Source organism: Actinomadura pelletieri DSM 43383, from assembly GCF_003634705.1.
Lineage (GTDB): Bacteria > Actinomycetota > Actinomycetes > Streptosporangiales > Streptosporangiaceae > Spirillospora > Spirillospora pelletieri.
This window is the reverse complement of the sequence record NZ_RBWU01000004.1, coordinates 459,783-485,170: the sequence shown is the minus strand read 5'-3', so window position 1 is coordinate 485,170 and position 25,388 is coordinate 459,783. Positions and strand designations below refer to the sequence as shown.

27 protein-coding genes are annotated in these 25,388 nt (G+C 72.1%); 7 read left to right on the top strand and 20 right to left on the bottom strand.

Annotated features, from left to right (window positions below):
• The first annotated feature begins 11 nt into the window (after positions 1-11).
• Together BZB76_RS20165 and BZB76_RS20160 are read left to right on the top strand one after the other, a co-directional pair.
• Complete coding sequence (locus BZB76_RS20165; protein ID WP_121435924.1) at positions 12-932, top strand: 5'-3' exonuclease; 921 nt, start codon at positions 12-14, stop codon at positions 930-932.
• A 259-nt stretch (positions 933-1,191) separates the two neighbouring features.
• Positions 1,192-1,938: a Crp/Fnr family transcriptional regulator gene (locus BZB76_RS20160; protein WP_121435923.1), complete on the top strand. Its 747-nt coding sequence runs from the start codon at positions 1,192-1,194 to the stop codon at positions 1,936-1,938.
• Positions 1,939-1,964: 26 nt separating this feature from the next.
• Here BZB76_RS20160 and BZB76_RS20155 read toward each other — a convergent pair whose 3' ends face one another.
• Both BZB76_RS20155 and BZB76_RS20150 read right to left on the bottom strand, forming a co-directional pair.
• Entirely contained in the window at positions 1,965-2,621 is a 657-nt protein-coding gene (locus BZB76_RS20155; RefSeq protein WP_121435922.1) for a biliverdin-producing heme oxygenase, read from the bottom strand.
• Between the two features lie 124 nt (positions 2,622-2,745).
• Positions 2,746-3,039 carry a DUF2470 domain-containing protein gene (locus tag BZB76_RS20150; RefSeq protein ID WP_121435921.1) on the bottom strand — a complete coding sequence of 98 codons (294 nt, stop codon included), beginning with the start codon at positions 3,037-3,039 and terminating at the stop codon, positions 2,746-2,748.
• A 127-nt stretch (positions 3,040-3,166) separates the two neighbouring features.
• Here BZB76_RS20150 and BZB76_RS20145 point away from each other — a divergent pair, with 127 nt between their 5' ends.
• The gene (locus tag BZB76_RS20145; RefSeq protein WP_121435920.1) at positions 3,167-3,535 is read left to right on the top strand and encodes a hypothetical protein; all 369 of its coding nucleotides are present in this window, start codon (positions 3,167-3,169) and stop codon (positions 3,533-3,535) included.
• Between the two features lie 36 nt (positions 3,536-3,571).
• Here the strand turns inward: BZB76_RS20145 and BZB76_RS20140 are convergent, their stop codons facing one another.
• On the bottom strand, positions 3,572-4,738 hold the full coding sequence (locus BZB76_RS20140; RefSeq protein ID WP_121435919.1) for a carbohydrate kinase family protein: 1,167 nt from the start codon (positions 4,736-4,738) through the stop codon (positions 3,572-3,574).
• 36 nt (positions 4,739-4,774) lie between these two features.
• On the bottom strand, positions 4,775-6,163 hold the full coding sequence (locus BZB76_RS20135) for a 6-phospho-beta-glucosidase (RefSeq protein WP_121435918.1): 1,389 nt from the start codon (positions 6,161-6,163) through the stop codon (positions 4,775-4,777).
• 440 nt (positions 6,164-6,603) lie between these two features.
• Between BZB76_RS20135 and BZB76_RS20130 the strand changes: the two genes are divergently transcribed.
• Complete coding sequence (locus BZB76_RS20130; protein WP_246007106.1) at positions 6,604-7,473, top strand: NAD-dependent protein deacetylase; 870 nt, start codon at positions 6,604-6,606, stop codon at positions 7,471-7,473.
• 190 nt (positions 7,474-7,663) lie between these two features.
• On the top strand, positions 7,664-7,855 hold the full coding sequence (locus BZB76_RS20125; protein ID WP_121435916.1) for a hypothetical protein: 192 nt from the start codon (positions 7,664-7,666) through the stop codon (positions 7,853-7,855).
• On the opposite strand, the gene BZB76_RS20120 is transcribed toward BZB76_RS20125, so the two are convergent.
• The 12 genes from BZB76_RS20120 to BZB76_RS20065 all read right to left on the bottom strand — a co-directional run bounded on the left by BZB76_RS20120 (position 7,839) and on the right by BZB76_RS20065 (position 19,400).
• Positions 7,839-8,546 carry a DUF4142 domain-containing protein gene (locus BZB76_RS20120; RefSeq protein ID WP_121435915.1) on the bottom strand — a complete coding sequence of 236 codons (708 nt, stop codon included), beginning with the start codon at positions 8,544-8,546 and terminating at the stop codon, positions 7,839-7,841. The two genes, BZB76_RS20125 and BZB76_RS20120, sit on opposite strands and share 17 nt — an antisense overlap.
• A 205-nt stretch (positions 8,547-8,751) precedes the next feature.
• Positions 8,752-9,414 (bottom strand): MarR family transcriptional regulator, encoded by a 663-nt coding sequence (locus tag BZB76_RS20115; protein WP_121435914.1) that lies wholly within the window; start codon positions 9,412-9,414, stop codon positions 8,752-8,754.
• A 63-nt stretch (positions 9,415-9,477) separates the two neighbouring features.
• Positions 9,478-10,068 carry a TetR/AcrR family transcriptional regulator gene (locus tag BZB76_RS20110; RefSeq protein ID WP_121435913.1) on the bottom strand — a complete coding sequence of 197 codons (591 nt, stop codon included), beginning with the start codon at positions 10,066-10,068 and terminating at the stop codon, positions 9,478-9,480.
• A gap of 157 nt (positions 10,069-10,225) precedes the next feature.
• Positions 10,226-11,086 carry an ABC transporter permease gene (locus BZB76_RS20105; RefSeq protein WP_211343084.1) on the bottom strand — a complete coding sequence of 287 codons (861 nt, stop codon included), beginning with the start codon at positions 11,084-11,086 and terminating at the stop codon, positions 10,226-10,228.
• Entirely contained in the window at positions 11,083-12,006 is a 924-nt protein-coding gene (locus BZB76_RS20100) for an ABC transporter ATP-binding protein (protein ID WP_121435912.1), read from the bottom strand. Before BZB76_RS20100 ends, BZB76_RS20105 begins: the two co-directional genes overlap by 4 nt.
• 204 nt (positions 12,007-12,210) lie before the next feature.
• Positions 12,211-12,567 (bottom strand): hypothetical protein, encoded by a 357-nt coding sequence (locus BZB76_RS20095; protein WP_121435911.1) that lies wholly within the window; start codon positions 12,565-12,567, stop codon positions 12,211-12,213.
• Positions 12,568-12,742: 175 nt separating this feature from the next.
• Complete coding sequence (locus BZB76_RS20090; protein WP_121435910.1) at positions 12,743-15,511, bottom strand: DEAD/DEAH box helicase; 2,769 nt, start codon at positions 15,509-15,511, stop codon at positions 12,743-12,745.
• 103 nt (positions 15,512-15,614) lie between these two features.
• Positions 15,615-16,475, bottom strand: coding sequence for a twin-arginine translocase subunit TatC (gene tatC, locus BZB76_RS20085; RefSeq protein ID WP_121436241.1), 861 nt, complete (start codon positions 16,473-16,475; stop codon positions 15,615-15,617).
• 51 nt (positions 16,476-16,526) lie between these two features.
• Complete coding sequence (tatA, locus tag BZB76_RS20080) at positions 16,527-16,850, bottom strand: Sec-independent protein translocase subunit TatA (protein ID WP_121435909.1); 324 nt, start codon at positions 16,848-16,850, stop codon at positions 16,527-16,529.
• A 44-nt stretch (positions 16,851-16,894) separates the two neighbouring features.
• Positions 16,895-17,116 (bottom strand): hypothetical protein, encoded by a 222-nt coding sequence (locus BZB76_RS20075; RefSeq protein WP_121436240.1) that lies wholly within the window; start codon positions 17,114-17,116, stop codon positions 16,895-16,897.
• A gap of 282 nt (positions 17,117-17,398) precedes the next feature.
• On the bottom strand, positions 17,399-18,400 hold the full coding sequence (locus BZB76_RS20070; protein WP_170180685.1) for a helix-turn-helix transcriptional regulator: 1,002 nt from the start codon (positions 18,398-18,400) through the stop codon (positions 17,399-17,401).
• A gap of 7 nt (positions 18,401-18,407) precedes the next feature.
• Positions 18,408-19,400, bottom strand: a complete 993-nt coding sequence (locus BZB76_RS20065; RefSeq protein WP_121435908.1) for a helix-turn-helix transcriptional regulator — start codon at positions 19,398-19,400, stop codon at positions 18,408-18,410.
• 300 nt (positions 19,401-19,700) lie between these two features.
• On the opposite strand from BZB76_RS20065, the gene BZB76_RS20060 reads away from it, so the two are divergent.
• Together BZB76_RS20060 and BZB76_RS20055 are read left to right on the top strand one after the other, a co-directional pair.
• Positions 19,701-20,267 (top strand): hypothetical protein, encoded by a 567-nt coding sequence (locus BZB76_RS20060; protein ID WP_121435907.1) that lies wholly within the window; start codon positions 19,701-19,703, stop codon positions 20,265-20,267.
• A gap of 62 nt (positions 20,268-20,329) precedes the next feature.
• Positions 20,330-21,412, top strand: coding sequence for a DUF3866 family protein (locus BZB76_RS20055; protein WP_211343083.1), 1,083 nt, complete (start codon positions 20,330-20,332; stop codon positions 21,410-21,412).
• Positions 21,413-21,460: 48 nt separating this feature from the next.
• Here the strand turns inward: BZB76_RS20055 and BZB76_RS20050 are convergent, their stop codons facing one another.
• From BZB76_RS20050 to pafA, 4 genes are all read right to left on the bottom strand, one after another.
• The gene (locus BZB76_RS20050; RefSeq protein WP_121436237.1) at positions 21,461-21,979 is read right to left on the bottom strand and encodes a DUF3291 domain-containing protein; all 519 of its coding nucleotides are present in this window, start codon (positions 21,977-21,979) and stop codon (positions 21,461-21,463) included.
• Positions 21,980-22,012: 33 nt separating this feature from the next.
• Positions 22,013-22,669 carry a helix-turn-helix transcriptional regulator gene (locus tag BZB76_RS20045; RefSeq protein ID WP_121435906.1) on the bottom strand — a complete coding sequence of 219 codons (657 nt, stop codon included), beginning with the start codon at positions 22,667-22,669 and terminating at the stop codon, positions 22,013-22,015.
• 149 nt (positions 22,670-22,818) lie between these two features.
• The gene (locus BZB76_RS36700) at positions 22,819-23,754 is read right to left on the bottom strand and encodes an FKBP-type peptidyl-prolyl cis-trans isomerase (protein ID WP_121435905.1); all 936 of its coding nucleotides are present in this window, start codon (positions 23,752-23,754) and stop codon (positions 22,819-22,821) included.
• Between the two features lie 99 nt (positions 23,755-23,853).
• Entirely contained in the window at positions 23,854-25,212 is a 1,359-nt protein-coding gene (pafA, locus tag BZB76_RS20035) for a Pup--protein ligase (RefSeq protein WP_117400639.1), read from the bottom strand.
• Positions 25,213-25,388: the final 176 nt, after the last annotated feature.

The following is a 25,388-nucleotide window of genomic DNA, read 5'->3' as shown; positions in this document are numbered from 1 at the left end:
CGATGTGGCGCATGAGCGGGCTGATGTTGCTGGACACGCCGTCGTTGTACTTCCGCGCCTTCTTCGGGGTGCCCGAGTCGGTGACCGCGCCGGACGGGACGCCGGTCAACGCGGTCCGCGGCCTCATCGACATGATCGCGCGGTTGGTCCAGGACCGCCGTCCCGACCGTCTGGTGTGCTGTATGGACGCCGACTGGCGGCCCGCGTTCCGGGTGGCGGCGTTGCCGTCCTACAAGGCGCACCGGGTCGCCGACGACGGCGGCGACCAGACCCCCGACGCGCTGGAGACACAGCTCCCGATCATCGACGCGGTGCTGGACGCGTTCGGGCTGGCGCGGGCGGGCGTCCCCGGGTACGAGGCCGACGACGTCATCGGCACGCTCGCGACGCGGGGCGCGGCGGAGGGCCCCGTCGACATCGTCACCGGCGACCGCGACCTGTTCCAGCTGGTCGACGACCGCGGCCCGGTCAGCGTCCTGTACACGGCGCGGGGCATCCGGAACCTGCAGGTGATGGGTGAGAAGGAGGTCGCGGCCAAGTACGGCATCCCCGGCCGCGGCTACGGCGACTACGCGACGCTGCGCGGTGACCCCAGCGACGGTCTGCCGGGCGTTCCCGGGGTCGGTGACAAGACCGCCGCCGCGCTCGTCACCAGGTTCGGGTCGGTCGAGGGGATCCTCGCGGCCCTCGACGCCGGGACCGACGAGGGTTTCCCGGCGGGCGCGCGACGTCGGATGGAGAACGCCCGCGAGTACCTGGCGGCGGCCGAGACGGTGGTGCGGGTCGTCACCGACATCGACGCGCCGGAGCTGGCGGCGCTCGACGACCGGCTTCCGGAGGGGGCGCGCGATCCGGAGGCGCTCGTCGCGCTCGCGGACCGGTGGAACCTGTCGAGCCCCGTCAACCGGCTGCTGAACGCGCTGGCCCGCTGACCGCCCCGCACCGATGCAATTTTCGGTGAGAGTGTCAGATGACGCAGACAGAGGGTTCTTCCGCGTGCAGCATCCTGCTCAGTGAGGGGTTCTCATTGGGTTGAAGGCAGTGCGCCGCCGGGGGGACGGACGACCACGCTCGTCGCCGCGGCGGCCGCGAGAGCGACCGGTACCCGCGGCGCTGGGCCTCACCGCCCCACTCCCCCCATTCGCCGTGGGTGCCGGTTCACCTGACCCCCAGGAACCGGAGACCGCAGCCGTGACGCAGCCCGCGCCGTCCCACCGACCGCCGACACCGGAGCCTCCCGGCTTCTGGGACGCTCTGGGCACGGCGGAACGCGCCGCGTTGCGGGCGGTGGCGCGGCCGAAGCGCTATGCCCCGCGGACGCCGCTGTGCTACCAGGGCGACGACTCCGACCACATCGTCGTCATCGAGTCGGGGTGGACGAAGGTGACGTCCACCAGCGAGGACGGCCGGGACGTGGTGCTCGCCGTGCGCGGGCCCGGCGACCTGGTGTGCGAGAGCGCGGTGCTGGGGCGCCGGGAGCGGTCGGCGACCGTGGTGGCGCTGACCCCGCTGCGCGCGTTCGTGGTGCCCGCGTCCCGCTTCACCGGCTTCCTGGACGCCCATCCCGGCGTGTGGCGCCTGGTCAGCGGGACGTTCGTGCGGCGGCTCGACGACGCCGACCGCAGGTTGCAGGCGCATGTGTCCGCGCACGGGGCGCGGCGGCTGGCGATCCTGCTGACGCGGCTCGCGGAACTGTCGGCGCGGCACGAACCACCGGACGCCGACGGCGGTGTCGCGATCGGCCCGCCGCTGTCGCAGGAGGAGCTCGGCAGCTGGATGGACGCCTCGCGGGAGACCGTCGCCCGCGCGCTCGGCACGTTGCGGGCCGAGGGGCTCGTCCGCACCGGCCGCCGGAAGATCACCGTGGTGGACCCGGCGCGGCTGCGCGAGTTCGCCCGGACGCCGGAACGTTCCTCGCCCGCCACCTTTACATTGTAGATCAGTAACGGGGGCGCGGCGCGCGGTCAGGCGGCGCTGGAGCGCAGGCCGCGGTCGAGGTCCGCGGTGACGGCGGCGTTGAGGCGGTAGGCGGCCCTGACCTCGTCGACGACGCGTTCGCGCTCGTCGGCGTCCCAGGGCGCGGCGTCCAGGAGGGCGCGGTAGCGGTCCTTGTAGGCCTTGGGCTTGCCGGGGAACCGGTAGAAGCGGACGCCGTCCGCGCCGGGCTCCAGGTCGAGGGTCTTGCGGACCTGCAGGCCGATGTACTGGCCGCCGGACAGGTCGCCCAGGTAGCGGGTGTAGTGGTGGGCGACGAAACCGGCGGGCCAGTCGAAGCACACGTCGCGGAGCCGGTCGCAGTACCGCTGCGTTGCCTCGCCGGGCTCGATCCGGGCGCGCCAGCGGGGGCCGTAGAAGAAGGCCAGGTCGGCCTCCAGCGCGTCGCGGCGGCGCAGGCCGGGAAGGTCGAACGGGCCGGCGACCGGGTCGGACGCCATCCGGTCGGCGGCCTCCTCCAGCAGCTCGTACACCGGGTGCAGCTGCGCCACGAACCGCGCGTACTCGTCGCGGGCGAGACGGCCCTCGACGAGGGCGCTCATGTAGGCGGAGGCGCCGGTGTCCCCGTGGTCGCCCCAGGTGGCGGCGCGCAGCCGCGCGGAGAACGGCTCGTCCGTGCTGGTCATCCCGGCCCTCCCTCGTCCCTTGGATTTAGGCTAGCCTTACCTAAATTCATTGGGAAGGTGCGGCGGTGAAGTTTCCGACGTGACGTCGGCTACTTTACCGACAGGGCGTCGGAAACGTCCAGGGTCAGCCGCTCAGCGCGGCGCGGGCCTGCTCGGTCATCCGGACGACCTCGCGCCGCACCTGCGGTCGTTCGGTGAGCCGCTCGCCGAACGGGATCCGGACGGGGTGCTCCACGCCGCCGTCCAGGACGGCGAAATCGATGCCGTCGGCGTCCATACCGGTCATCCGGGCCGCGGTGGCACCGGGCCGGTCGGCGAGCGCCCGGCAGATCGTCAGGCAGTCGGCGGCGTGGTCGTCGTTCATGTGCCGCATGATCTGCCGCACGACGTCGTCGCTGAAGGGTCCCTCGTCGGCCATCCTCGTCCTCTCCTCGGCCCTGCCGCGGAGCCTACCCACCGCAGGTCGGGGCGTCCGCGGCTCGTTATCCGCCGGATCGGCGGGTATGGGTGCGAAGTATCTGAAACGTCCATAACAGGGGGCAACGATGGGCGAATCACATCACCCGATTCGGGGCGAGCACCGGTATCAGCAGGAGGTGTCCTCGCCTGAGGAGCACGAGGAGCGGCCGGGCCGCAGCATGGTCACGACCGACCACGAGGTCATCCGCCGCTGGGCCGAGGACCGCGGCGCCGAGCCGTCGACCGTGCCGGGCAGCGAGTACGAGGGCAGGCCCGGCAGGCTGCTGTTCGACTTCCCCGGCTACGGCGGCGAGAACCTGGAGCACATCTCCTGGGACGACTGGTTCCGCACGTTCGACGACCGTGAACTCAACTTCCTGTACCAGGAGCACAGGAAGGACGGCTCGCAGAGCAACTTCTTCCAGTTGGAGAATCCGGGACGCGGCGGCCGGTAGGCCGTACGGTCCGGCGCCCGACTCCGCAGGCTCCCGTCAGGTCGAGTGTCGGGGGGTGTCGCGGAGGGTGGGTTCGGCGCGGACGGCGTCCTCGGGGGCCGAGGCGGGGATGTGGTCGACGACGAAGGCGTACTCCTTCAGTTCGTCCTCGGGTATCTCGCCGGATTCGCCGAACGCGGCGATCTCGCCCCAGCAGGGGGCGCCGAGGGAGCCGCTGCGGTGCCGTACCGACAGGCCCGCGCACAGGTTGGCGAATCTCAGCCGTTCCGCGAGCGGCATGCCGGCGAGGGTGCCGAACAGGAATCCGGCGCCGAACACGTCTCCGGCGCCGGTCGCGTCGAGCGCCTCGACGGGCAGCGCGCCGGTCTCGGCGACCTCGCCGGTGCGGGCGTCGATGGCGACGGCGCCCGCGCCGCCGCGTTTGACGACGACGACCGGGACCCGCGCGGACAGGGCGCGGGCGGCGTCCTCGGGCGTGGCGGTGCGGGTGTAGGCCATCGCCTCGACGGCGTTGGGCAGGAACACGTCGACGTCCCGGAGCCGGTCGAGGACCTCGCTGGACCACGTCTCGGTGGTGTCCCAGCCGAGGTCGGCGAACACGGTGGTGCCCGCGGCGCGCATCTCCCGCGCCCAGTCGGGGACGGGCCGTTCGATGTCGACGAAGCAGGCCCGCGCGGTCGGCGGCGCGTGGCCGAGCGCCTCCTCGTAGCGGTCGCCGGTGCCGATGTCGGGGACGGGCCTGGCGTAGGTGATCATGCTGCGGTCGGAGTCGTAGGCGAGCGACACCGTCACCGGGGTCGGCCAGGACGGCACGCGGCGGGACCGGGCGAGGTCGACGCCCTCCTGTTCGGCGAGGGTGCGCCACAGGTAGGCGCCGAAGAGGTCGTCGCCGAACGCGGCGGCGAGTCCGACGCGCAGCCCGAGCCGGCTCATCGCGACGGCGATGTTGGCGATGCCGCCGGGCGCGGAGCCGAGTCCCTCGGTGAACAGTTCGGTGCCGGGCGGCGGCAGGCCCGGCAGCCCGGTGAAGATCATGTCCATGAAGACCTGGCCGGACAGGAAGACGTCCAGGTCGGGCGGTGGTCCGGAGCCGGTGTCGTGGGCGCGGCGGAGCCGTTCGGCGACGACGCCGCGTTCGGCGCACGGGTCCGACAGGTCGGGGTCGGGCGGACGGCCCGGCACGGTGTCGCGCACGGTCGTCATCGGGTCTCCTCCAACGTCATCGCGGCTCCTCGAACGTCATCGCGGCTCCTCGAACACGGCCGCGACCTCGGGGATGCGGGCGATGTAGCCGTCCAGCAGCCGCCGTCCGACGGAGGCGGAGTCGACGAGGGGGTGCAGCGCGAACGCCTGGGCGGCCGCGGCGCGTGATCCGGTCAGCGCGGCGTCGACCGTCAGCCGTTCGACGGCCTTGACCTGCTGCATCAGTCCCGTCTGGTGCAGGTCGGGCGGGGTGGGCGGGAGGGGGTGGACGCCGCGGGCGTCGACCAGCGTCGGGACCTCGACGACCGCGTCGGGCGGCAGCGCCGGCACGGTTGGACCGTTCCGAACATTGAGGATCAGGGTGGCGGGTTCGTCGCGGCCGATCGCGGCCATGACCTTCACCGCGACCCCGGCGTAGCCCTCGTCGACCGGGTCGACGCCGCCGTGGTCGGCGAGTTCGGCGCCGGTCTCGGCGCCCTTCATCTCGGCCATGTAGCTGGCGCTGCGGGACGCGACCGCCGCGCGCCACGTCCGCAGCGCCGCGCCGCCGGACGCGGCGGCGATCCGCTCGTAGAAGGCGGCCTGGCGGGCGGCCAGGAACTCGCCGCGGGTCCGCGGCGCGTCCAGGGTGGCCCGCACCGCCTCCCGGTTGAAGTAGTAGTAGTACAGGTACTCGTTGGGGATGGCGCCGAGGTCGCGGAGCCAGTCGCGGCCGAACACCGCGCCCTCCTCCAGCGAGCCGAGGAGGTCGTCGTCGGCGAGGACGGCGGGCAGCACGTCCGTGCCGTCGTGCAGGACGCGGCGCATCCAGCCGAGGTGGTTGAGGCCGACGTAGTCGAACCGGAGACGGGCGGCGTCGAGGCCGAGCGCGGCGGCGACGCGAGTGCCGAGCCCGGAGGGGGTGTCGCACACGCCGAGCACCCGGTCGCCGAGGACCGCCTGCATCGCCTCGGTGATCATCCCGGCGGGGTTGGTGAAGTTGATGACATGGGCGTCCGGGGCGACGGCCCCGACGCGGTGGGCGATGCGCGTCATCACGGGGATGGTGCGCAGGCCGTAGGCGATGCCGCCGGGGCCGGTGGTCTCCTGCCCGAGGACGCCGAGGTCGAGCGCCACCCGTTCGTCACGGACCCGGCCCGCGGCGCCGCCGACGCGGATCGCGGCGAACACGAAGTCGGCGCCTTCCAGCGCGCGGTCCAGGCGTGTCGCGGTGAACACCTTCGGTGGTTCGGCGCCGTCTGCCCTCGTCCCGTCGGCGGCCTCCTCCGCGAGCGCCGCGAGGATCGCCGCCATGGCCCTGAGCCGTCCGGCGTCGGTGTCGTACAGCCAGACCTCGTCGACGCGGGGGGTGCCGCGGTCGCGCAGCAGCGCCTCGTACACGTGGGGCACCCGGAACCCGCCGCCGCCGAGAATGGCCAGCTTCATGCGATGGTCACCTTCCCGCCCGCCCGCCGGCGGGGCTCGAGAATCCGGGAGATCCGGGCCTGGACGCGACGAGCACCACCGGGGCGGCCCGCGGCCTCGCCGGTGCGTCCGGTGTCTTCGACCCGCCGACCTTGAGGGACAGGGCCGGTTCCCGGACCGACGCGGCCCCCGTCGTCCGCGGTGCACGACACGGGCCGCCCGTGCCGCCTGCCTGAGGTCACGCACGGCAACGTAACACTGATGGTTGACTTTCGTCATCATCGGCCCAACCGAGGCTCGAACGCCGCCGTTCGGCCGTTCCACCTGCGGGCTTGGACGCCACGGTGTGACGGAAGTCACTCCGGGTCGTCGGGGGCGACTGTTCTCGTCCGGCGAACGGTGACCCTCCGTCAGGGGGGACGGTCGACCCGCCCGTCGTGCACCATGGAAGGGTGACGCGGGTGGTGGAGGAGCTTTTCGCCGATGGCGGGACGGGATCGGGCGCGCGGCTGCGGCTGCTGGCCGACCTGGTCGCCGACGGCGACGTGGTGGTGTTGAGCGGCGCGGGCCTGTCGACCGAGTCGGGCATTCCGGACTATCGCGGGGAGACGGGGCGTCGGCGGCGGGCCGAACCGATGACCTACCAGACCTTCAGGGGGTCGGAGGAGGCGCGCCGACGGTACTGGGCGCGCAGCCATCTGGGGTGGCGGCACATCACGGCGGCCCGGCCGAACGCGGGTCACCGTGCGGTCGCCGAGTTGGGGCGCCGCGGGCTGCTGTCGGGGATCATCACCCAGAACGTCGACGGTCTGCACCAGGCCGCGGGCGGGGACGGGGTGATCGAGCTGCACGGCGCCCTGGCGCGGGTCGTGTGCCTGGAGTGCGGTGACCGGTCGCCGCGGGCGCGGCTGGACGAGCGGTTGCGGGCCGCGAACCCCGGCTGGGAGGAGCGGGTCGCCGCGACGGGGCAGGTCAATCCGGACGGTGACGTCGTTCTCGGTGACGCGGACACGGCGCAGTTCCGGGTGGTGGACTGCGAGCGTTGCGGCGGCATCCTGAAACCCGACGTGATCTTCTTCGGGGAGAACGTGCCGCCGGCCCGGGTGCGGGAGTGCTACACGCTGACGGAGGGCGCGGGCGCGTTGCTGGTGCTCGGGTCGTCGTTGACGGTGCTGTCGGGGTACCGGTTCGTCCGGCACGCCGACGAGCACGGTGTTCCGGTGGCGATCGTCAACCGGGGCACGACGCGCGGTGACGGGCACGCCCTGGTGACGCTGGACGCCCCGCTCGGCGCGACGCTTCAGGCACTGCTCGCCGAACTGGACCGCTAGGCCGTGCCCCACGGTCACGCACCGGCGTCCGCACGGCGCCGGAAAGCGGGCACGAGGGGACGTTCCGCAGAGTACGTCGACGTCACAGACGGCCTGCCCTACGGCGTGAGCCCTTAGGCGGCCGCTCTGACGGCCCGGTGAGACCCGCCGGGCCGAGCGGAGGGCGCATGCGTCTCCGCGAGCCGGGGGCATGCTCGCCGTGAACCGCCCGGTCGGCACCGCCTTCTGCGGGCGACGTCCGCTCGTGGAAGCACGAACGTACCGGAAGGCGGCCGCGCGGGTGCTGCCGAGTCTGCCGCTGCCGGTGGCGGTGGCGGCGTTGGACGCCGACCCGGCGCATCCGATCATGGGGCAGGGCGTGTCGGTCAGCCGCCGCCGATGAGGGAGGTGGCGGCGGGTGCGGGTGACCGGGGTCGGTTCGGGCCGCCGGGCTCGGATGCCTCGGTGACGGCGGGCTGGTCGGGCAGTGTGTCGCCGGTGACGAAGCCGGTTCCCTCCAGCAGCGTCAGGTGGGTGTGGACGAACGTTTCGCACTGTTTGGCGAAGCGGCGGACGAGGGTGTTGCGGGTGCCGGCGCGGACGGCCGCGATCCGCGCGTAGAGCAGGCCCTGCGCCATCCGGAGGCGCGCCACGGCCGTCTTGTCGTACTCGGTGCCGGACTTGCCGGTGATCTCCGACATCCAGCTCTGTTGTTCGGCGGTGGGCCGGTCGGGCAGCGGGACGTCCAGTTGGGCGGCGATCCCGCGGTCCAGTTCGTCGAGGCGTTCGTGCCGGCGGGCGATGTCGGCGAGGCTGCGGCGCGTGGCGGGGCGGGCGGCGCGGCGGGCGGCCTCCCGGCCGACGGGGATCTCCCACAGCGCGGCCTGACGGATCTTGGCGAGCAGGTCCCGGTCGGCGGGGCCGAGCGGCCCCCACGGGGTGGTCACGGTGGCCTGGCGGGCGTGCTCCGCCGCGACGGGCGCGGGTTGCGCTCCGCCGTCGCCGGACTGGCGGGCCATGGGGGTGCAGCCGCCGAGCAGCAGCGCCGCGGTCAGCGCGCACGCCGCGGCGGGGAGGGGCCCGGGTGTTCGCATCCGCCGCCGTCCTTCCGGGTGGGTGGGCGTTCGCCGGGCAGTACGCCCGTCGGGGCGGCGAGGTTCACGGCGGCCGGGTTCACAGTGGCGGCCGGGTTCACAGTGGCGGCCCGGTTCACAGTGGCGGCCCGGTTCACAGTGGCGGCCGGGTTCACGGTGGCGGGCGGGGCGGTCAGGGCGTCCGGCCGGTCCGCGGGGGCGGGTGTCAGGTCCAGCCGAGGGGGACGGAGGTGGTGACGGGGGGTTCGCCGCCCGCGTCGGTGAAGGCGCGCAGCGCGGCGACGAGGTCATGGCGCCGGCGGGGCGGCATCCGGGCGACGATCTCGGCGATGTCGGCGCGGCGGCGGGCGGTGACGTCGTCGACGATGGCGCGGCCGGCGGCGGTGAGCTGGATGCGGATTTCACGGCCGCTGTCGGGGCTGGCCTGCCGGTCCACGAGCGCGGCGGTGGTGAGCCGGTCCACCATCCGCATGGCGGTGGACGGGTTGACGCCCAGTTCCCCGGCGAGCGTGACGAGTTTCAGCGGCCCCCGCGTGGACAGCACGACGAGCAGCCGGAACTGCGGGAGCGTGACGGTGTCCTCCACGGCGGCCAGGGACCGCACGGAGATCGCGACGAGCAGCCGGGACGCGGTCAGAACCGCCGAGGTGACCTCGTCCACGCCGTCCTCGTCGGTGTGTTCGCCGGTGTGCGCGTCCGGGTGCTGCTCGCCGGCGCGCTCGTCCGTGCGCCGGTCGGTGCGTTCGTCGGTGCGTTCATCGGTGGGTTCGTCGGTGGGTTCGTCGGTGGGTTCGTCGGTGGGTTCGTCGCCGTGTCGGTCAGGGTGTTCGTCGCGGTGCTCGTCGGTGGGGGCGCCCTGCTCGCTCATGCCGACTTTCTACAACGTCGCGTCCGCGGGGCGCCATCGGCCCCTGGGCTGCCTCACCCGCGGTCACAGGTCCGCGGGGTCGGCGGGGCGCAGCAGGGCGATCAGCCCGGCGGTCGAGCGGACGACGTCGATGCCGGGGTCGAACAGCACGTGCAGGAGCAGGCCGTTGAGGAGCGCGCCGATGACCACGGCGAGGGCGGCGGGGTCGGCGTCGGCGCGCAGCCGCCCGGCGGCCTGGTTCTCGGAGAGCCGGTCGGTCAGCGCGTCGCGGAACGTCCGGATCCGCCGGACGCCCTCCTCGTGCAGTTCGGCGTCGCGCAGGCCGTGCATGAGCGCCTCGGCCAGGACCCGCTGCCCGGCGGCGCCGGAGCCGCGCGCGGCCAGGCGGCGGATGGCGCTCTGCACGCCGTCGAGGGCGTCGTCGGCGCGCAGGACGGCGCCGACGGGGCCCTCGAGTTCCTTCTCCATCGCGTGCAGGACGGCGGCCCTGCGCAGCGCGTCGATCGTTCCGAAGTGGTAGTGCACGAGCGCGTTGTTGGCGCGTGCCCGTTCCGCCACGAGCCGTGACGTCACCGCGGACCAGCCGCTCTCGGCCATGACCTCGACGGCCGCCTGGAGCAGCCGTGTCCGCGTCGGAGCCTCGTCGTCCACCATCGCACCCCCGTATCGATCCAGCGCTGAGCACCTCTAGCAGTAGCCGGGATCGTTGCTCAGTGCAACGTTTTTCGGGTGCGGGGGCCGGGTCCGGGCACGCCGAAACGCCCGGCCGGTGGGCGGTCGGGCGTTTCGGAAAAAGTGGAAGCGGTGGGTGTCAGGCGTCGCGGCGTTTGAGCAGGATCGACGCGGTGGCGAGGAGCGCGGCCGTCCACAGCGCGAACACCCCGTACCCTTCCCAGGGGCTGAGGATGTCGTCCTCCCCCTGGTGTGCCTTGGAGATCAGGTAGCCGGCCTCGGACGGCAGGTAGGCGTGGACGTGTTCGCCGATGCTGCCGGGCAGCAGCGAGGCGAGCGGCGCCAGCACCAGCACGAACCCGATCACGCCGGTGATGCCGCCGGCGGGGTGCCGCACGATCGCGCCGACGGCCAGGGCGAACAGGCCCAGCATCGCCAGGTAGAGTCCGCCGCCGATGACGGCGCGCAGCACGCCGTCGTCGCCGAGCGACACCGACGCCTTGTCGTTGAAGAGCGCCGCCCCGATGAAGAACGACACGAACGACACCACGACGCCGAGGACCAGGACGACCAGGCCGAACACGGCGGCCTTCGCCCACAGCATCGGCAGCCGCCGCGGCACGGCGAGGAGGCTGGCGCGGATCATGCCGGTGGAGTACTCGGAGGCGATGATCAGGACGCCGAGGACGCAGATGGTCAGCTGGCCGAGGAAGAACCCGCTGCCGAGGATGAAGTTGACCGGGTCGGCGGCGACCGAGGCCTGGTCCTCGGGTTTCATGTCGTCCCACTGCGCGACGGTCAGGCCGACGAACAGGGCGGTGAACCCGAGGGTGAGCAGGAACAGCAGGATCAGCGACCACAGGGTGGACCGCACCGTGCGGATCTTCGTCCATTCGGCGAGCATGAGCCGCCCGAACCCGGGCCGGGAGTGGGCGGGCGGCGCCGGCACGGGCCGCGCGTCGGCGCCGGACGTGGCGGCGCCCGTCGTGGCAGGGCTCATCGGGTCTCCTCCGTCCCGGCGCCCGCGCCGTACTCGACGCTGTCGCGGGTCAGCTCCATGAACGCGGCCTCCAGCGAGCCGCGCTTCGGGGTGAGTTCGTGCAGGACGACGCCCTCGGCGGCGGCGAGTTCCCCGACGCGCGGCGCCTCCATGTGGGTGACGGTGAGCGTCCCGTCCCCGTCGGGGCTGACCTTGGCGCCCTCGCCGACGAGGACGCCGGTGAGCCGTTCGACGTCCGGGCTGCGGACGATCACCATCTTCTCGGTGCTGCGCTCGATGAACTCCTCGGTGGAGCAGTCGGCGATGAGCCTGCCGCGCCCGATGACGATGAGGTGCTCGGCGGTCACGGCCATCTCGTTCATGAGGTGGCTGGACACGAACACGGTCCGCCCCTCGGCGGCGAGCCGCTGCATGAGCGTCCGGATCCAGACGATGCCCTCGGGGTCGAGGCCGTTGACGGGCTCGTCCAGGATCAGCACGGACGGGTCGCCGAGCAGCGCGGCGGCGATGCCGAGCCGCTGCCCCATGCCGAGGGAGAAGCCGCCGGCGCGCTTGCGGGCCGCGCCGGTGAGGCCGACGAGTTCGACGACCTCGTCGACGCGCTTCTTGCCGATGCCCTGCGTCTGCGCCAGGCACAGCAGGTGGTTGTAGGCGCTGCGGCCGGTGTGGACGGCCCGCGCCTCCAGCAGCGCGCCGACGACGCGCAGCGGCGCGGGCAGCTGGGCGTAGTGGACGCCGCAGATGCGGGCGTCGCCGCGGTGCGGCCGGTCGAGGCCGAGCAGCAGCCGCATGGTCGTCGACTTGCCGGCCCCGTTCGGGCCGAGGAACCCGGTCACCCGCCCGGGGACGACGGTGAAGGACAGATCGTCCACAGCGGTCTTGTCGCCGTAGCGTTTGGTGAGGTTCTCCGCCTCGATCATGCACACATCCTGCGTATTCGTCGTCTATTCCGTGATCAGGCTCACAGTAGCGGCCCGGACACCGCCGTCGGCTCCTCCGTGAAGTGGATCCGTCTCCGACCTCGGGAGGGTGCGACGGCCGCGCCGGTCGTCGCCGCGGGGGAGAAAGGAACAGGGGCCCTCCCGGCACGGGAGGGCCCCTGTCCCGGGGTGTGGGACGGCGCGTCAGGCGGCGCCGTCGGCGGCGTTGACGTCCTTGTGGAACCGCTTGTGGACGTACAGCTTCTCCCCGAGGGTCTCGCACCGCCACCACAGGCCGCTCGGCGGCCCGATGCGGGTGCCGCGGGGCAGTTCCCGCAGCACCTCGACGACGGGGGTGGTGCGCAGCCGCCCGGACCGGCACACCAGCACCCGCCGGTCGGTGACGACCACGACCCGGTAGGAGTTGGCGAGGATGAGGATCCACAGGGAGACCAACGCGAGGTACTGGCTGGTCGTCTGGGCGCCGAACACCGCCTGGATGTTCTCGCCCGGCTGCAGGACGTGGGCCGCGTTGGCGCGCATCTTGTCGCGGATGGCCACGGTGGGGACCTTTCTCGTGTGTCTCGTGGGCGAGCGAGGCGTGCTCGGCCCCGCCCGCGGCGCCCCCGTCGCCACTGTGCTCCCACGGCCCGCAAGGATTTCGGGCGTCCCGATTGTGGCACAAATCCCAAGGTCGAAGGCCATTTTCTCCGATTGGGACATTCCGCTGGTGTTTTTAGGCGACGGACGAGTACGCGACGACGCCGCGGCGCATGGCGTCCATGGCCCGGCGGGCGGTCTTGCGGACGTGCCCGTTGGGCGGGGACGCGTCGGCGACCTGCCCGAGCAGGTCGAGGAGCTGTTTGACGGCGCGGACGAAGTCCCCGGCGGTGAGGTCGGCGTCGAGGAGGACCTCGTCGAGGTCGTCGCCCTTCGCCCACCGGTACGCCGTCCACGCGAACCCGAGGTCGGGTTCCCGCAGGAACGACACCCGGTTGTCGTGTTCGACGGCGTCCAGTTCGCCCCACAGCCGCACCATCGCGGCGAGGGCGTCCTGCGCGGCCCCGGCGGGGGTGCGGGGCGGGGCGGCGTCGTCGGGTTGCCGCGACTCGTACACCAGCGCGGACACGCACGCGGCGAGCTCGGCGTGGTCGAGCCGCTCCCACAGGCCGCTGCGGAGGCTCTCGGCGGTGAGCAGGTCCAGCTCGTTGTAGATCTGCCCGAGGCGGCGGCCCTCCTCGGTGACCGAGTCGCCGTCCAGGTAGCCGAGCTGCTGCAGGACGCCGCACACGCGGTCAAAGGTCCGCGCGATGACCTGGGAGCGGCCCTCGACCCGGCGGCGGAGCTGCTCGGTCTCGCGGTCGAGGCGGTGGTACCGCTCGGCCCAGCGGGCGTGCTCCTCGCGTTTGTCGCAGCCGTGCACGGGGTGGCGGCGCAGCTCCGCCCGCAGCTCCGTGATCTCCGTGTCGTCGGGTGCGGCGGAGTCGGCGCGGGCGCGTTTGCGGGCGCGGACGTCGTCGGGGACCTTGGCGCGCAGCGTCGACGCCAGGTCACGGCGGTCCTGCGGGTTGCGGGGGCTGAACGACTTGGGGATCCGGATCCGTTCGACGGGTTCGACGGCGCGGGGGAAGTCCTGGATCGACAGCCGCTGCACCGACCGGTTCACCGTCAGGACCAGCGGCGCGGGCCCGTCGGAGCGGCGCCCCACCCCCGGGTCGAGGACGACGGCGAGGCCGGAGCGGCGCCCCGACGGGACGACGATGACGTCCCCGGGCCGCAGATGCTCCAGCGACCTGGCGGCCTCCGCGCGGCGCGCCCCGGCCCGTTCCCGCGCCACCTCCGACTCCCGGTCGGACAGGCGGCGCCGCATCGCCGCGTACTCCATGAAGTCACCGAGATGGCATTCGGCGGCCTTGGCGTACCCGGCGAGGGCCTCCTCGTTCTTGTGGACCTGCCGGGCCAGGCCGACGACGGCCCGGTCGGCCTGGAACTGCGCGAACGACTCCTCCAGCAGCGTCCGGGCCCGTTCGATGCCGACGGCGCCGACGAGGTTGACCGCCATGTTGTACGACGGCCGGAAACTGGAGTTCAGCGGGTAGGTGCGGGCGCCGGCCAGGCCCGCGACCGAGGCGGGTTCCACGTTCGGGCCCCACACGACCACGGCGTGGCCCTCCACGTCGATGCCGCGGCGCCCCGCCCGCCCGGTGAGCTGCGTGTACTCGCCGGGCGTCAGGTCGACGTGCGCCTCACCGTTCCACTTGTCGAGCTTCTCGATCACGACGGTCCTGGCGGGCATGTTGATGCCGAGCGCGAGCGTCTCCGTCGCGAACACCGCCTTGATCACACCGCGGGTGAACAGTTCCTCGACGATCTCCTTGAACGTCGGCAGCATCCCCGCGTGGTGGGCGGCGACACCGCGTTCCAGCGCGGCGAGGAAGTCGGCGTACCCGAGGACCCGCAGGTCCTCGTCGGACAGGTCCGCGGTGCGCAGTTCCGCGTGCGCGCGGATCTCCTCCGCCTCCTCCTTCGACGTCAACCGGATCCCGGCGTGCAGGCACTGCAGGACGGCCGCGTCGCACCCGGCGCGGCTGAAGATGAACGTGATCGCCGGGAGCAGCCCGGCCCGTTCCAGCCGTTCGATCACGTCGGGTCGGGCGGGCGGCCGGTACCGTTGCGGCCTGGCCGTGCGCCGCCGTCCGGTGCGGCGACCGGCGTTGACCTTGGCGCGCCGGACCTCCTCCACCGCCATCCGCGTCAGCTGCGGGTTCAGCCGCGCCTGCCGGTCCGTGCCCTTGCCGGTGTCGACGAACAGGTCGTACAGGCGGGTCCCGACGAGCATGTGCTGGAACAGCGGGACGGGACGGTGCTCGTCCACGATCACCGCCGTGTCACCGCGGACCGCGTGGAGCCATTCGCCGAACTCCTCGGCGTTGCTGACCGTCGCCGACAGCGCCACGATCCGCACCGAGTCCGGCACGTGGATGATGACCTCTTCCCACACCGCGCCGCGGAACCGGTCGGCGAGGTAGTGCACCTCGTCCATCACGACGAACGCGAGGCCCGCGAGGGTGTGCGACCCCGCGTACAGCATGTTCCGCAGCACCTCCGTCGTCATCACGACGACGGGCGCCTCCCCGTTGACGCTGTTGTCGCCGGTGAGCAGCCCCACCTTCTCCGGCCCGTACCGGCGGACGAGGTCGGCGTACTTCTGGTTCGACAGCGCCTTGATCGGCGTGGTGTAGAAGCATTTGCCGCCGCCGGTGAGGGCGAGGTGCACGGCGAACTCCCCCACCACCGTCTTCCCGGATCCGGTGGGCGCGGCGACGAGCACGCCGCTGCCGTCCTCCAACGCCTGGCACGCCTCGATCTGGAACGGGTCCAGCTCGAAGTCGTACAGGGTGCGGAAGTCCAGCAGCGCCGGGCCGTTCCCGGCGGTGCGCCGCCGGTACGCGGCGTACCGCTGGGCCGGGGTCTGCGCGGCCTGCGCGGTGTCGGGGGTGGTCATGGTTCCGAGCCTACGGTTTCGACCGGCCCGATTCCCAATCCTTAGACCACCCGCCGCACGCGCCGCCGCACGCGCCGCCCGCACGCGCCGCCGCACGCGCGGGTCAGCGGGCCCGGTCGCCCTTCTCCAGCTCGGCGTCGATGGCGTCGAGGTCCAGGGGCGAGATCTCGTCGTCGTCCAGATCCGCGTCCGGGTCGGGTCGGCGGGCCTTGCGCCGGTCGTGGAAGAACGCGATCAGCTCGGCGATCTCGAACAGGACGACGGTGGGCAGCGCCAGCGCCAGCATCGTGAACGGGTCCTGGCTGGGCGTGGCGACCGCCGCGAACACGAACACCGCGAAGATCAGCAGTCGGCGGGACTTGCGGATCCGCTGGTGGGTGAGGATCCCCACGACGTTCAGCATGACCACGAACAGCGGCAGCTCGAACGTCAACCCGAAGATGAACAGCATCGCCTGCGCGTAGCTGAGGTAGTCCTTCACGCCGATCAGCACGGTCGTGTCGCCCGGCGCGAGCCCGATGAGGATCTGCAGGCCCTTGTCCATCGTCAGGTACGCCAGGGCGGCGCCGGCGCCGAACAGCGGGACCGCGGCCGCCATGAACGTGTACGTCCAGCGCCGTTCCTTGTTGTACAGGCCGGGAGCGACGAAGGCCCATATCTGGTACAGCCAGACCGGGGACGACAGTACCGCGCCGACCATCAGCGCGACCTTCAGGTGGACGAAGAACCCTTCGAAGATCCCGTGGACGACCAGGTCGCACTGGTTGTTCAGGCAGTGTTCGGTCGGGAGCCGCGTGTAGGGCTGTGTGATGAACTCCCAGACGGGGGTGAAGATCATCCATCCGGCGATCGTGCCGAGCACGAGGCCGAGGATCGCCTTGATCAAGCGGTTGCGCAGCTCACGGAGATGCTCCATGAGGGGCATGCGGCCGTCGGGACCGGCGTCACGCCTGCTCAGTTTCATCGTCGGCATTCAGGTTCGGGGTGGTGGGAGGGGTCGGCTCGTACGCGCCGGTCAGCCGCTCTTGCGGACCTGACCGGGGTCCGACACCGGCACACCCTGGATCGGCTCACCGGCCCCGAGCGCGCCGCGGGGACGCTGCGCGCCGTCCTCACCGTCCCGGACGTCGTCGCGCGCCTGCGCGCCCCGCTCGGACGCCACCGCCTTGTCCTTGCCCGACTCCGGATCGTCGTCGTCGCGCAGGCCCTTGGTCTCGGCCTTCAGGATCCGCGCCGACTTGCCCAGTGACCGCGCGAGCGTCGGGAGTTTCGCCGATCCGAACAGCAGCAACACGACCGCCAGGATGATCAGAATCTCGGTCGAGCTAAGTCCAGCCATGACAATCCTCTTCAGCAGGGGCCCTCATTCGAGGACACGAGGTTTCATGCCGATCGTACGCCGTCCCCGCGCGGTTGTGACGGGCGCGCGTTCTCCGTATCGGAGAGTTCACGCGCCAGCGCCGAGTGTTTCGGAGCCAGCCGCCGTCTCGCACGTTCGAGTTCAAGGCCGAAACCGCGTACTTCCAGCCATACTCGGAACGCGCAGAAGGCGATCACGGCCAGGCCGATCGAGCCCGCCGCCACCGACACCGCCAGCCACGCCACGCCGCCACCGTAGCCGATCCGCTGCGGTCCCGCGCGGCGGCCCTCACCCCGCGGGCCGCGGCCCGCACCCGCGCGGACCACGCCGCAGAGGATGCCTCCGGGCCCCGGACCCGGCCGGTAGGGCATTCGCGGAGTGCGCCTCCGGGCTTCGGACCCGGCCGGTCAGGTCATGCCTTAGCCGGTCAGGTCATGCCGTGGCCGGTCAGGTCATGCCGTGGCCGGTCAGGTCATGCCGTGGCCGGTCAGGTCATGCCGTGGCCGGTCAGGTCATTCCGTGGCCGGTCAGGTCATGCCGTAGCCGGCCAGCGCCCGCGCCGCGTCGTCCCGGATCTGCGCGGCGAGCCGCTCGGGCGCCACGACACGGCCCTGCCCGCCGAGCCGCAGCGCCAGGCCCCGCACCCACCGGGTGTCCGGTGTCCGCAGCACCACCCGCAGCCGCCCCTCGCCGATCTCCTCCACCGACTCGCACGGGTAGTAGTCGGCGACCCACCGGCCCATCGGCGTCAGCTCGAACGTCACCGCCTCGTCGTGCGGGGACGGGCGGAACAGGCCCGCGTCCACGTCGATCGGTTCGGCGTCGTCGGGCACCTCGGCCGCCACGTCCAGCACGGCCAGGTCCGTGATGCGGTCCAGTTTGAACAGCCGCACCGCCTCCGCCCGGCGGCACCACCCCTCCAGGTAGGTGTTGCCGTCCACGACCAGCAGCCGCATCGGGTCGACGTCCCGCTCGGTGTTCTCGTCCCGCGCGGGCACGTAGTACGTCAGGTGCACGCGGCGGCGCCGCGCGATCGCCTCCCGCAGCAGGCCGACGCCCTCGGGGTCGGCGGATTCGGGACGCAGGTCGACCTGCACCGCGACCTGGCTGGACACGGCCGCCGCCGCGCCCGCCGCCCCCTCCAGTTTCGCGATCACGCGGCTGAGCGCGTCCCGGTCGTCCAGGCCGGGGATCTCCGCCAGCATCCGCAACGCCACCAGCAACGCCGACGCCTCGTCCACCTTCAGCCGCAGCGGCCGCGCGATCGACTCCGCCTCCGCCACCGTGATCTCCCCGCCCTCGTAGGACAGGTCGATCGGACAGTACGGGTCGGGGGCGCGCAGCTCCACACACCACAGCAGGTTCAGGTCGTCGATCAGCTGCTTCTCGGTGATCCCGAACGCGGCCGCGGCCTCGTCGAGCGCCACCGAGTCGCGGCTCACCACATACGGGACCAGCGCCAGCAGCCGCCCCAGCCTGCCCGTCGACGTCGTCGGCACCGCCACCGACCGTGTCACCGACCGTGTCATCGACCGTTCACTCCCCCGGCGCCGCGCCGTCCGCCAGCACCGCCTTCAGATGCTGGACCACCGCCTCCCGCAGATCCGGCGGGTCCAGCACCACCACGTCGTCGGCGAACCGCGCCAGGTACGGCGCGAACCGGTCGACGTCGCGGAACATCAGGACGGCCTCGTCCCACGTTTCCTCCCCGATGCCCTCCGGCGCGGGCCGCACGTCCCGCGCCCACCGGCGCGGGCCCTGCGCCGCGCCCCGCCGCAGCCGCACCGTCGCCGGACGCGGCTCGCTCACCGGGTCGCCCCAGTCGAAGGCGATGCGCCGCACGTCCACACCGTCCGGGACCGTCACCGACCCGGCCGGACCGTCGGCGACGACCTCCCCGACGACACGGCTCAGCCGGAACACCCGCTGCTCGTCACGGTCACGGTCGAACCCCACCGCGTACCAGCGGCCCCGCCGCGACACCACGCCCCACGGCTCCAGATGCCGCCGCGACACCGACGTCCGCCCGACGCCCTGGTAGTCGAACGCGACCGGCCGCCCGTCCCGCACCGCCTCCCACAACGCGGGAAACGACGGGTCCTGGGTGCTGAGCCGCGGCTCGATCCCCACCGCCGCCGTCATGTCGGTCTCCACGCCCGCCGCGCGCAGCTTCAGGAGCGCGCCCGACGCCGCGTCCGCCATGCTCGCCCGCTGCCACACCCGCGCCGCGAGGCCGAGCACCGCCGCCTCGTCCGGCGTCAGATGAATGTCGGGCAGCTCGTAGGCCTGCGGGGGGATGCGGTACCCGATCTCCTCACCGCCGCCGCCCTCCTGGTCGGCGCCGACCTCCAGCGGGACACCGAGCTCACGCAGCTCCTCCTTGTCCCGCTCGAACATCCGCTTGAACGCCTCGTCCGACTCCGGGTACCCGGGCACCGCCCGCCGAATCCGCTCGGCCGTCAGATAACGCCGCGTGGCGAGCAGGCAGACCACCAGATTCAGCAACCGTTCGGTCTTACGCCGCGACATACCGGTCCCCTTCCCCGCCCACACGCTACCGGACCCGCACCGCCCTTCGACCGAAGATCGATGGACTTGTCGGACATCATCGCGGCGGCCCCGCGTCCCGGGCCCGACCTGCGGCGCGGACACCGCCGAGACACCCGCGCGGACGCCCACCCGACGCGACGGAGACACGGCCGAGACGCGGCGGGGACGCGACGGGGACGCGGCGGGGACGGCCGGGAGACACGGGCCCTGTTCGCTTCATCCCGTGGCCCACGGGGGCTGCGGCGGGCGACGTCCCGTCCACCGAAAGGGAGACGTTCCATGAGCGGAAAGCACGCGGTCCGGCGCACGGCCGGACTCACCATCGCCGCCACGGCGGCGCTGGGCCTCGTCGGACCGGCGGCGCACGCGGCCGCCGCGCCCGCGCCGCCGAGCGGCGGCCCGGCGGCCCAGGTCGAGGAGGGCACCGCACGGCCCGCCACCCGCGCGGACCTGCGAGCCGCCGGCGTACCGGCCGCCGAGCTCACCAAGGCGGCCGCCTGGAAGAAGAAGACCGTGAAGCTCCGCTGGTGCTGGACGGAGAAGAAGCCCAAGCTCGGCAAGGCGAACGGCGTGCGCTGCAACATCCTCGGCGTCTGGACGGACGTGACCTTCGTCTACAACGGCAAGAAGGTCTACCAGCACCGCGTCGCCTGCAACGACCGCGGCATCTACAACGTCAGCTGGCAGTGGTGCGGCTACACCGGCAACGGCAAGGCCTCGATGAGCGCCGGCGGCAACTTCAAGACGAACCTGGGGATCGGCGACGCCAAGGTCTCCTACCCCTACTGGATGCGCATGTACATGTTCAAGAACGGCAAGGTGACCACCAACGGCGGCAAGTCCTGATCCTGCCCCCCACCCGCAGCGGGGACGCCTCGCGCGTCCCCGCTGCGCTACGGTGGCACGCTGTGATCCGATGGCGCAGAGGCACGGTCGAGGAAGTCCGCCGCGAATGGCCCGGGGCGATCGAACTGGCCGTCTCGATCGACGGCGACGGCACCTGCCGCGCCCTGGCCTACCCCGCCCTGGTGGGACGCCCCGAGCCCGGGGACACCGTGCTGCTCAACACCACCGCCCTGGCGATGGGCCTCGGCACCGGCGGATACGCCATGGTCGTCGCGATCCCCGACCGGCTCCCACCCGACCCGTCCGGCCCCGGCCACCTCGTCAAGGCCCGCTACACGCCGCTGCAGGCCACCGTCCTCGGCGCCGACGAGCAGGACTCCCCCCACCACGACGTCCTGCGCGACGCCGACGGCGTGGACGGCATGCCCGTCGTCGTCGCCGACCTGCACTCCGCCCTGCCGCCGATCCTCGCGGCGCTCCTCGCCGAACGCCCCTCCATACGCGTCGTGTACGTCATGCCGGACGGCGGGGCCCTTCCGTCCTGGTTCTCCATGTCCCTCGCCCGGCTCAAGGACGCGGGCGCCCTCGCCGCCACCGTCACCGTCGGGCAGGCGTTCGGCGGCGACCTCGAGACCGTCACCGTCCACACCGGGCTCCTCGCGGCACGGCTCGTCCTGAACGCCGACGTCGCCGTCGTCGCCCAGGGCCCCGGAAACCTCGGCACGGGCACCCGGTGGGGGTTCTCGGGCGTCACCGCGGGCGAGGCCCTGAACGCCGCGTCCGTCCTCGGCGGACGACCCGTCGGGACCCTCCGCGTCAGCCAGGGCGACGGACGCGAACGCCACCTCGGCGTCTCCCACCACTCCCTCACCGCCTACGGACGCGTCGCCCTCGCCGCCGCCGACATCCCCGTCCCCGAACTCGGCGGCGAGTTCGGCGCCCGCGTCGCCGCCGGCGCCGCGCCGCTCGGCGACCGGCACCGCCTCGTCCCCGTCGCCGTCGACGGCCTGCGGGACGTCCTCGGCGCCGCGGAGAAGGACTGGGGCGTCCGGCTGTCCACCATGGGCCGCCGCCTCGACGAGGACCTCGCCTACTTCCTCACCGCCGCGGCCGCGGGCCGCCACACCGCCACCCTCCTCGGCTGACCCCCGGGCCGCCTCCCGACCTCCCCGCCCCGGTCACCCCGCCCCCGGTCACCCGGCCGGACGAACCGTCCCCGCGGCCGGCTCCTCGACCTCGGCCTCCTCGGCCTCCTCGGCGGTGTAGGCCGCGTTGAACGTGAACGCCCGGGGCGTCGGACCGTGCTCGCGGACCATCCGCAGCCGCTCCATGGCCTCCTCCACCGTCGGGACGTGCCCCGCGGGAATCCACCACAGCGCCAGATGCGCCTCCGCGTGCCGCCGGAACCACTCCCGGCGCCGCCGCATCACCTCCAGGTGGCCGCTGCGGTAGGCGAAGTCCCACAGCGTCTCGACCGACTCCCACACCGAGAAGTTGATGATCACGTCGGCGCCGGCGGGACGCAGCCGGGTCGCGTCCGGCATGCCCTCCTCCACCAGCCGCCACACGAACCCGGGCGCGGCGTCGGCGAGCGCGTTGACCGGGTCGAGCAGCTCGACGAAACCGGCCATGCCGGGGTCGTCCAGCGGACGGTGGAGCGTCGCGACGTTGAACTGGGCCAGATGGTGCCGGGCGGCGTCGTGAGGGGTCATGGAGATCACTCCACCATGCCGCTCTCTTCTATGTCAATCTTCGTTGTTTTTAGACTTCTCGGCCACCACACAACACCAACCCGGCCGCGGATCCAACCGCACCCGCACCCCCGAACCCTCCACCAACCCCTCCAGCAACGCCAGGTTCATCCCGCACACCAACGGCGGGAACTCCTCCGCCACCGCCCGGAACGGACAGTTCCGCATCCGAACCACCGCACCGCCCTCATCACGAACCGGGCCATAACCCCGCCCCGCCAGAACCCCCTCCACCTCGTCCAGCCCGTCCCACGCCCCCGAAGGACCCCGCGACGCCCTCCCCCGCCGCCGCGCCACCTCCCACAACTCCCGATCAAGGCCACTCGACTCCGCCGCCTCCGCCAACAGACCCGCCGCCGTCCGATAGTCCCGCGCCGGCACCGACACCCCCCGCTCCACCGCCGACACCCGGTACACCTTCGCCGGACGCCCCGCCCCCGGCCCCGACCGGCCCGTCAACCGCCTGCTCCCCACCTCCAACAACCCCGCGTCCGCCAACTTGTCCAGATGGAACGCCGCCAACGTCCGCGCCACACCCACCGCCTCCGCCGCCTCGTTCCGCCCCACCTCACGACCCCGCGCCGCGACGAACTCGTACAGCCGCCGCCGCACCGGATCCTGCAACAGCGCGATCGCCTCGATGTCCTCCACCCCACCAGTCTAAGAACAACGAACACCCCGAATAGAAAACACGCCCCGAACCCCGTCCAGGACGCGCCAACCCCTGCCGTCGGTGCCCGTCACTTCCCGTCAGTGCCCGTCAGTGCCCGTCAGTGCCCGTCAGTGCCCGTCAGTGCCCGTCAGTGGGCGCCCAACAGATCCACCACGAACACCAACGTGTCATCACCCCTGACCCCGAAACGCGCCAGACCCTTCGCCCCGTACCCCAACGACGGCGGCACCACCAACAACACCCGACTCCCCACACGCTGCCCCACCAACCCCCGATCCCACCCCTCGACCACCTGCCCCGCCCCCAACACCAACCCGTACGGACGACCCGCCGCCCACGACGAATCGAACACCCTACCGTCACGCCAGAACAAACCCGCGAAATGCACCACGACCAGCTGCCCGTCCCGCACCACCGGACCGTCCCCCCGCACCAACGTCCGCACCCGCAAACCCCCCGGCGGCGCCACCCGCGGCACCGACACCACCGGCGCCCCACCCCGAACCCCATCCCCTACCTGCGGCAAATCCCGATCGTTCAACGGCGCCTGCCACACCCCACGCGGACCCGCCCCACGCCCATACACCGCCCGCACGTCCAACACGTACAACAACGTGTCACCCGCGCCCACCCGACGCCCCGGATCACCCCCCACACCGAAACCGTCCTCCGGCGGAATCCGCGCCACCACCCGCGACCCCGGACGCGACCCCACCAACGCCCGCGTCAACCCCCGCACCAACCGACCCGTCGGAAAAGCCCCCGGCCGCCCCTCCGCATAACTACTCGCCAACAACCTCCGCCCACCCCCGTTCCACCGGTAACCCACATAATCCGCCACCACCAGATCACCCCGCCGCGCCGCCGCCCCCCGCCCCTCCACCAACGTCCGCACCGCCAACGAACCCGACGGCGCCCCCTCCGGAAACCGCACCTCCGGCACACTCCCGAAACCACCACGCACCCCCACACCGACCTCAGCACCACCCCCCGAACACGCCGACACCACCAACGAACCCACCACGACCACCACCACCGACCACGACCGGACACCACGCCACATGCAACAACCCTTCACAGGGACGAAAAGCTCCGCGCGTCACCCTACCGCCCCCGTCACCGGACGGTCACACACAGCACACAACCCGCCCCCCGAGCGCCCTCACATCCCCGCGATCAACTTGTCCACCCGCTCGTCCACCGACCGGAACGGATCCTTGCACAACACCGTCCGCTGCGCCTGATCGTTCAACTTCAAATGCACCCAGTCCACCGTGAAATCACGCCGCTTCTCCTGCGCCTTCCGAATGAACTCACCCCGCAACCGCGCCCGCGTCGTCTGCGGCGGCACCGACTTCGCCTCGAAAATATCCAGATCCCGCGACACCCGCTCCACCGACCCGCGCCGCTCCAACAAGTAATACAAACCCCGCTCACGATGCACATCGTGATACGTCAGATCCAACTGCGCCACCCGCGGCGACGACAACGGCAGATCATACTTCCGCCGATACCGCTCGATCAGCTTGTACTTCGTCACCCAGTCGATCTCCCGCGCCACCAGATCCAGATCCCCCGTCTCCACCGCACGCAACGTCCGCTCCCACAACTCCAACACCCGCTTCGCCGTCGCGTCCCCACCACGCGCGTCCACGAAATCCCGCGCCTTACCGAAATACTCCTTCTGAATCTCCAACGAACTGGCCTCCCGGCCATTCGCCAACCGCACCTTCCGACGCCCCGTCATGTCATGACTCACCTCACGGATCGCCCGAATCGGGTTCTCCAACGTCAGATCACGCATCACCACCCCCGCCTCCACCATCCGCAACACCAGATCCGTCGCCCCCACCTTCAACAACATCGTCGTCTCACTCATGTTCGAGTCACCGACGATCACATGCAGCCGCCGGAACCGCTCCGCATCCGCATGCGGCTCATCCCGCGTATTGATGATCGGACGCGACCGCGTCGTCGCCGACGACACACCCTCCCAAATATGCTCCGCCCGCTGCGACACGCAATACACCGCACCACGCGGCGTCTGCAACACCTTCCCCGCACCACAGATGATCTGACGCGTCACCAGATACGGAATCAACACATCCGCCAACCGCCCGAACTCACCATGCCGCCCCACCAGATAATTCTCATGACAGCCGTACGAGTTCCCCGCCGAATCCGTGTTGTTCTTGAACAGATAGATGTCCCCCGCGATCCCCTCCTCACGCAACCGCCGCTCCGCGTCGACCAGCAGCCCCTCCAGGATCCGCTCACCCGCCTTGTCATGCGTCACCAGATCCACGACACTGTCGCACTCCGGCGTCGCATACTCCGGATGACTCCCCACATCCAGGTACAGCCGCGCCCCGTTCCGCAGGAACACATTGCTGCTCCGCCCCCACGACACCACCCGCCGGAACAGATAGCGCGCCACCTCGTCCGGTGACAACCGCCGCTGCCCCCGGAAGGTGCAAGTGACGCCGTACTCGTTCTCAAGCCCAAAGATGCGCCTGTCCACACCCCGACCCTATGCGGCCCGGACCCGACTTGGCAGTCTCTCCAGCCGACAGGTTCCCCTGAACCTCACAACCACCGCACACACGACAGGCCCGCCGCCACAGGAGCAGCCGACACCACCCCCGGCGACGGGCCCGAACCCGCACCGAACACCCGCACACCCCACCACCGCAGAGC

Coding starts and splice junctions, on each gene's coding strand:
- BZB76_RS20165 (WP_121435924.1), top strand. CDS start 12: ATGAGCGGGCTGATGTTGCTGGACACGCCGTCGTTGTACTTCCGCGCC.
- BZB76_RS20100 (WP_121435912.1), bottom strand. CDS start 12,006: ATGATCGAGGCGGAGAACCTCACCAAACGCTACGGCGACAAGACCGCT.
- BZB76_RS20115 (WP_121435914.1), bottom strand. CDS start 9,414: ATGAGCGAGCAGGGCGCCCCCACCGACGAGCACCGCGACGAACACCCT.
- BZB76_RS20120 (WP_121435915.1), bottom strand. CDS start 8,546: ATGCGAACACCCGGGCCCCTCCCCGCCGCGGCGTGCGCGCTGACCGCG.
- tatC (WP_121436241.1), bottom strand. CDS start 16,475: ATGAAACTGAGCAGGCGTGACGCCGGTCCCGACGGCCGCATGCCCCTC.
- BZB76_RS20155 (WP_121435922.1), bottom strand. CDS start 2,621: ATGACCAGCACGGACGAGCCGTTCTCCGCGCGGCTGCGCGCCGCCACC.
- BZB76_RS20050 (WP_121436237.1), bottom strand. CDS start 21,979: ATGACCCCTCACGACGCCGCCCGGCACCATCTGGCCCAGTTCAACGTC.
- BZB76_RS20070 (WP_170180685.1), bottom strand. CDS start 18,400: ATGACACGGTCGGTGACACGGTCGGTGGCGGTGCCGACGACGTCGACG.
- BZB76_RS20065 (WP_121435908.1), bottom strand. CDS start 19,400: ATGTCGCGGCGTAAGACCGAACGGTTGCTGAATCTGGTGGTCTGCCTG.
- BZB76_RS20135 (WP_121435918.1), bottom strand. CDS start 6,163: ATGAAGCTGGCCATTCTCGGCGGCGGCGGGTTCCGGGTGCCCCACGTG.
- BZB76_RS20150 (WP_121435921.1), bottom strand. CDS start 3,039: ATGGCCGACGAGGGACCCTTCAGCGACGACGTCGTGCGGCAGATCATG.
- tatA (WP_121435909.1), bottom strand. CDS start 16,850: ATGGCTGGACTTAGCTCGACCGAGATTCTGATCATCCTGGCGGTCGTG.
- BZB76_RS20140 (WP_121435919.1), bottom strand. CDS start 4,738: ATGACGACCGTGCGCGACACCGTGCCGGGCCGTCCGCCCGACCCCGAC.
- BZB76_RS36700 (WP_121435905.1), bottom strand. CDS start 23,754: ATGTGGCGTGGTGTCCGGTCGTGGTCGGTGGTGGTGGTCGTGGTGGGT.
- BZB76_RS20145 (WP_121435920.1), top strand. CDS start 3,167: ATGGGCGAATCACATCACCCGATTCGGGGCGAGCACCGGTATCAGCAG.
- BZB76_RS20105 (WP_211343084.1), bottom strand. CDS start 11,086: ATGAGCCCTGCCACGACGGGCGCCGCCACGTCCGGCGCCGACGCGCGG.
- BZB76_RS20110 (WP_121435913.1), bottom strand. CDS start 10,068: ATGGTGGACGACGAGGCTCCGACGCGGACACGGCTGCTCCAGGCGGCC.
- BZB76_RS20060 (WP_121435907.1), top strand. CDS start 19,701: ATGAGCGGAAAGCACGCGGTCCGGCGCACGGCCGGACTCACCATCGCC.
- BZB76_RS20090 (WP_121435910.1), bottom strand. CDS start 15,511: ATGACCACCCCCGACACCGCGCAGGCCGCGCAGACCCCGGCCCAGCGG.
- BZB76_RS20125 (WP_121435916.1), top strand. CDS start 7,664: ATGCTCGCCGTGAACCGCCCGGTCGGCACCGCCTTCTGCGGGCGACGT.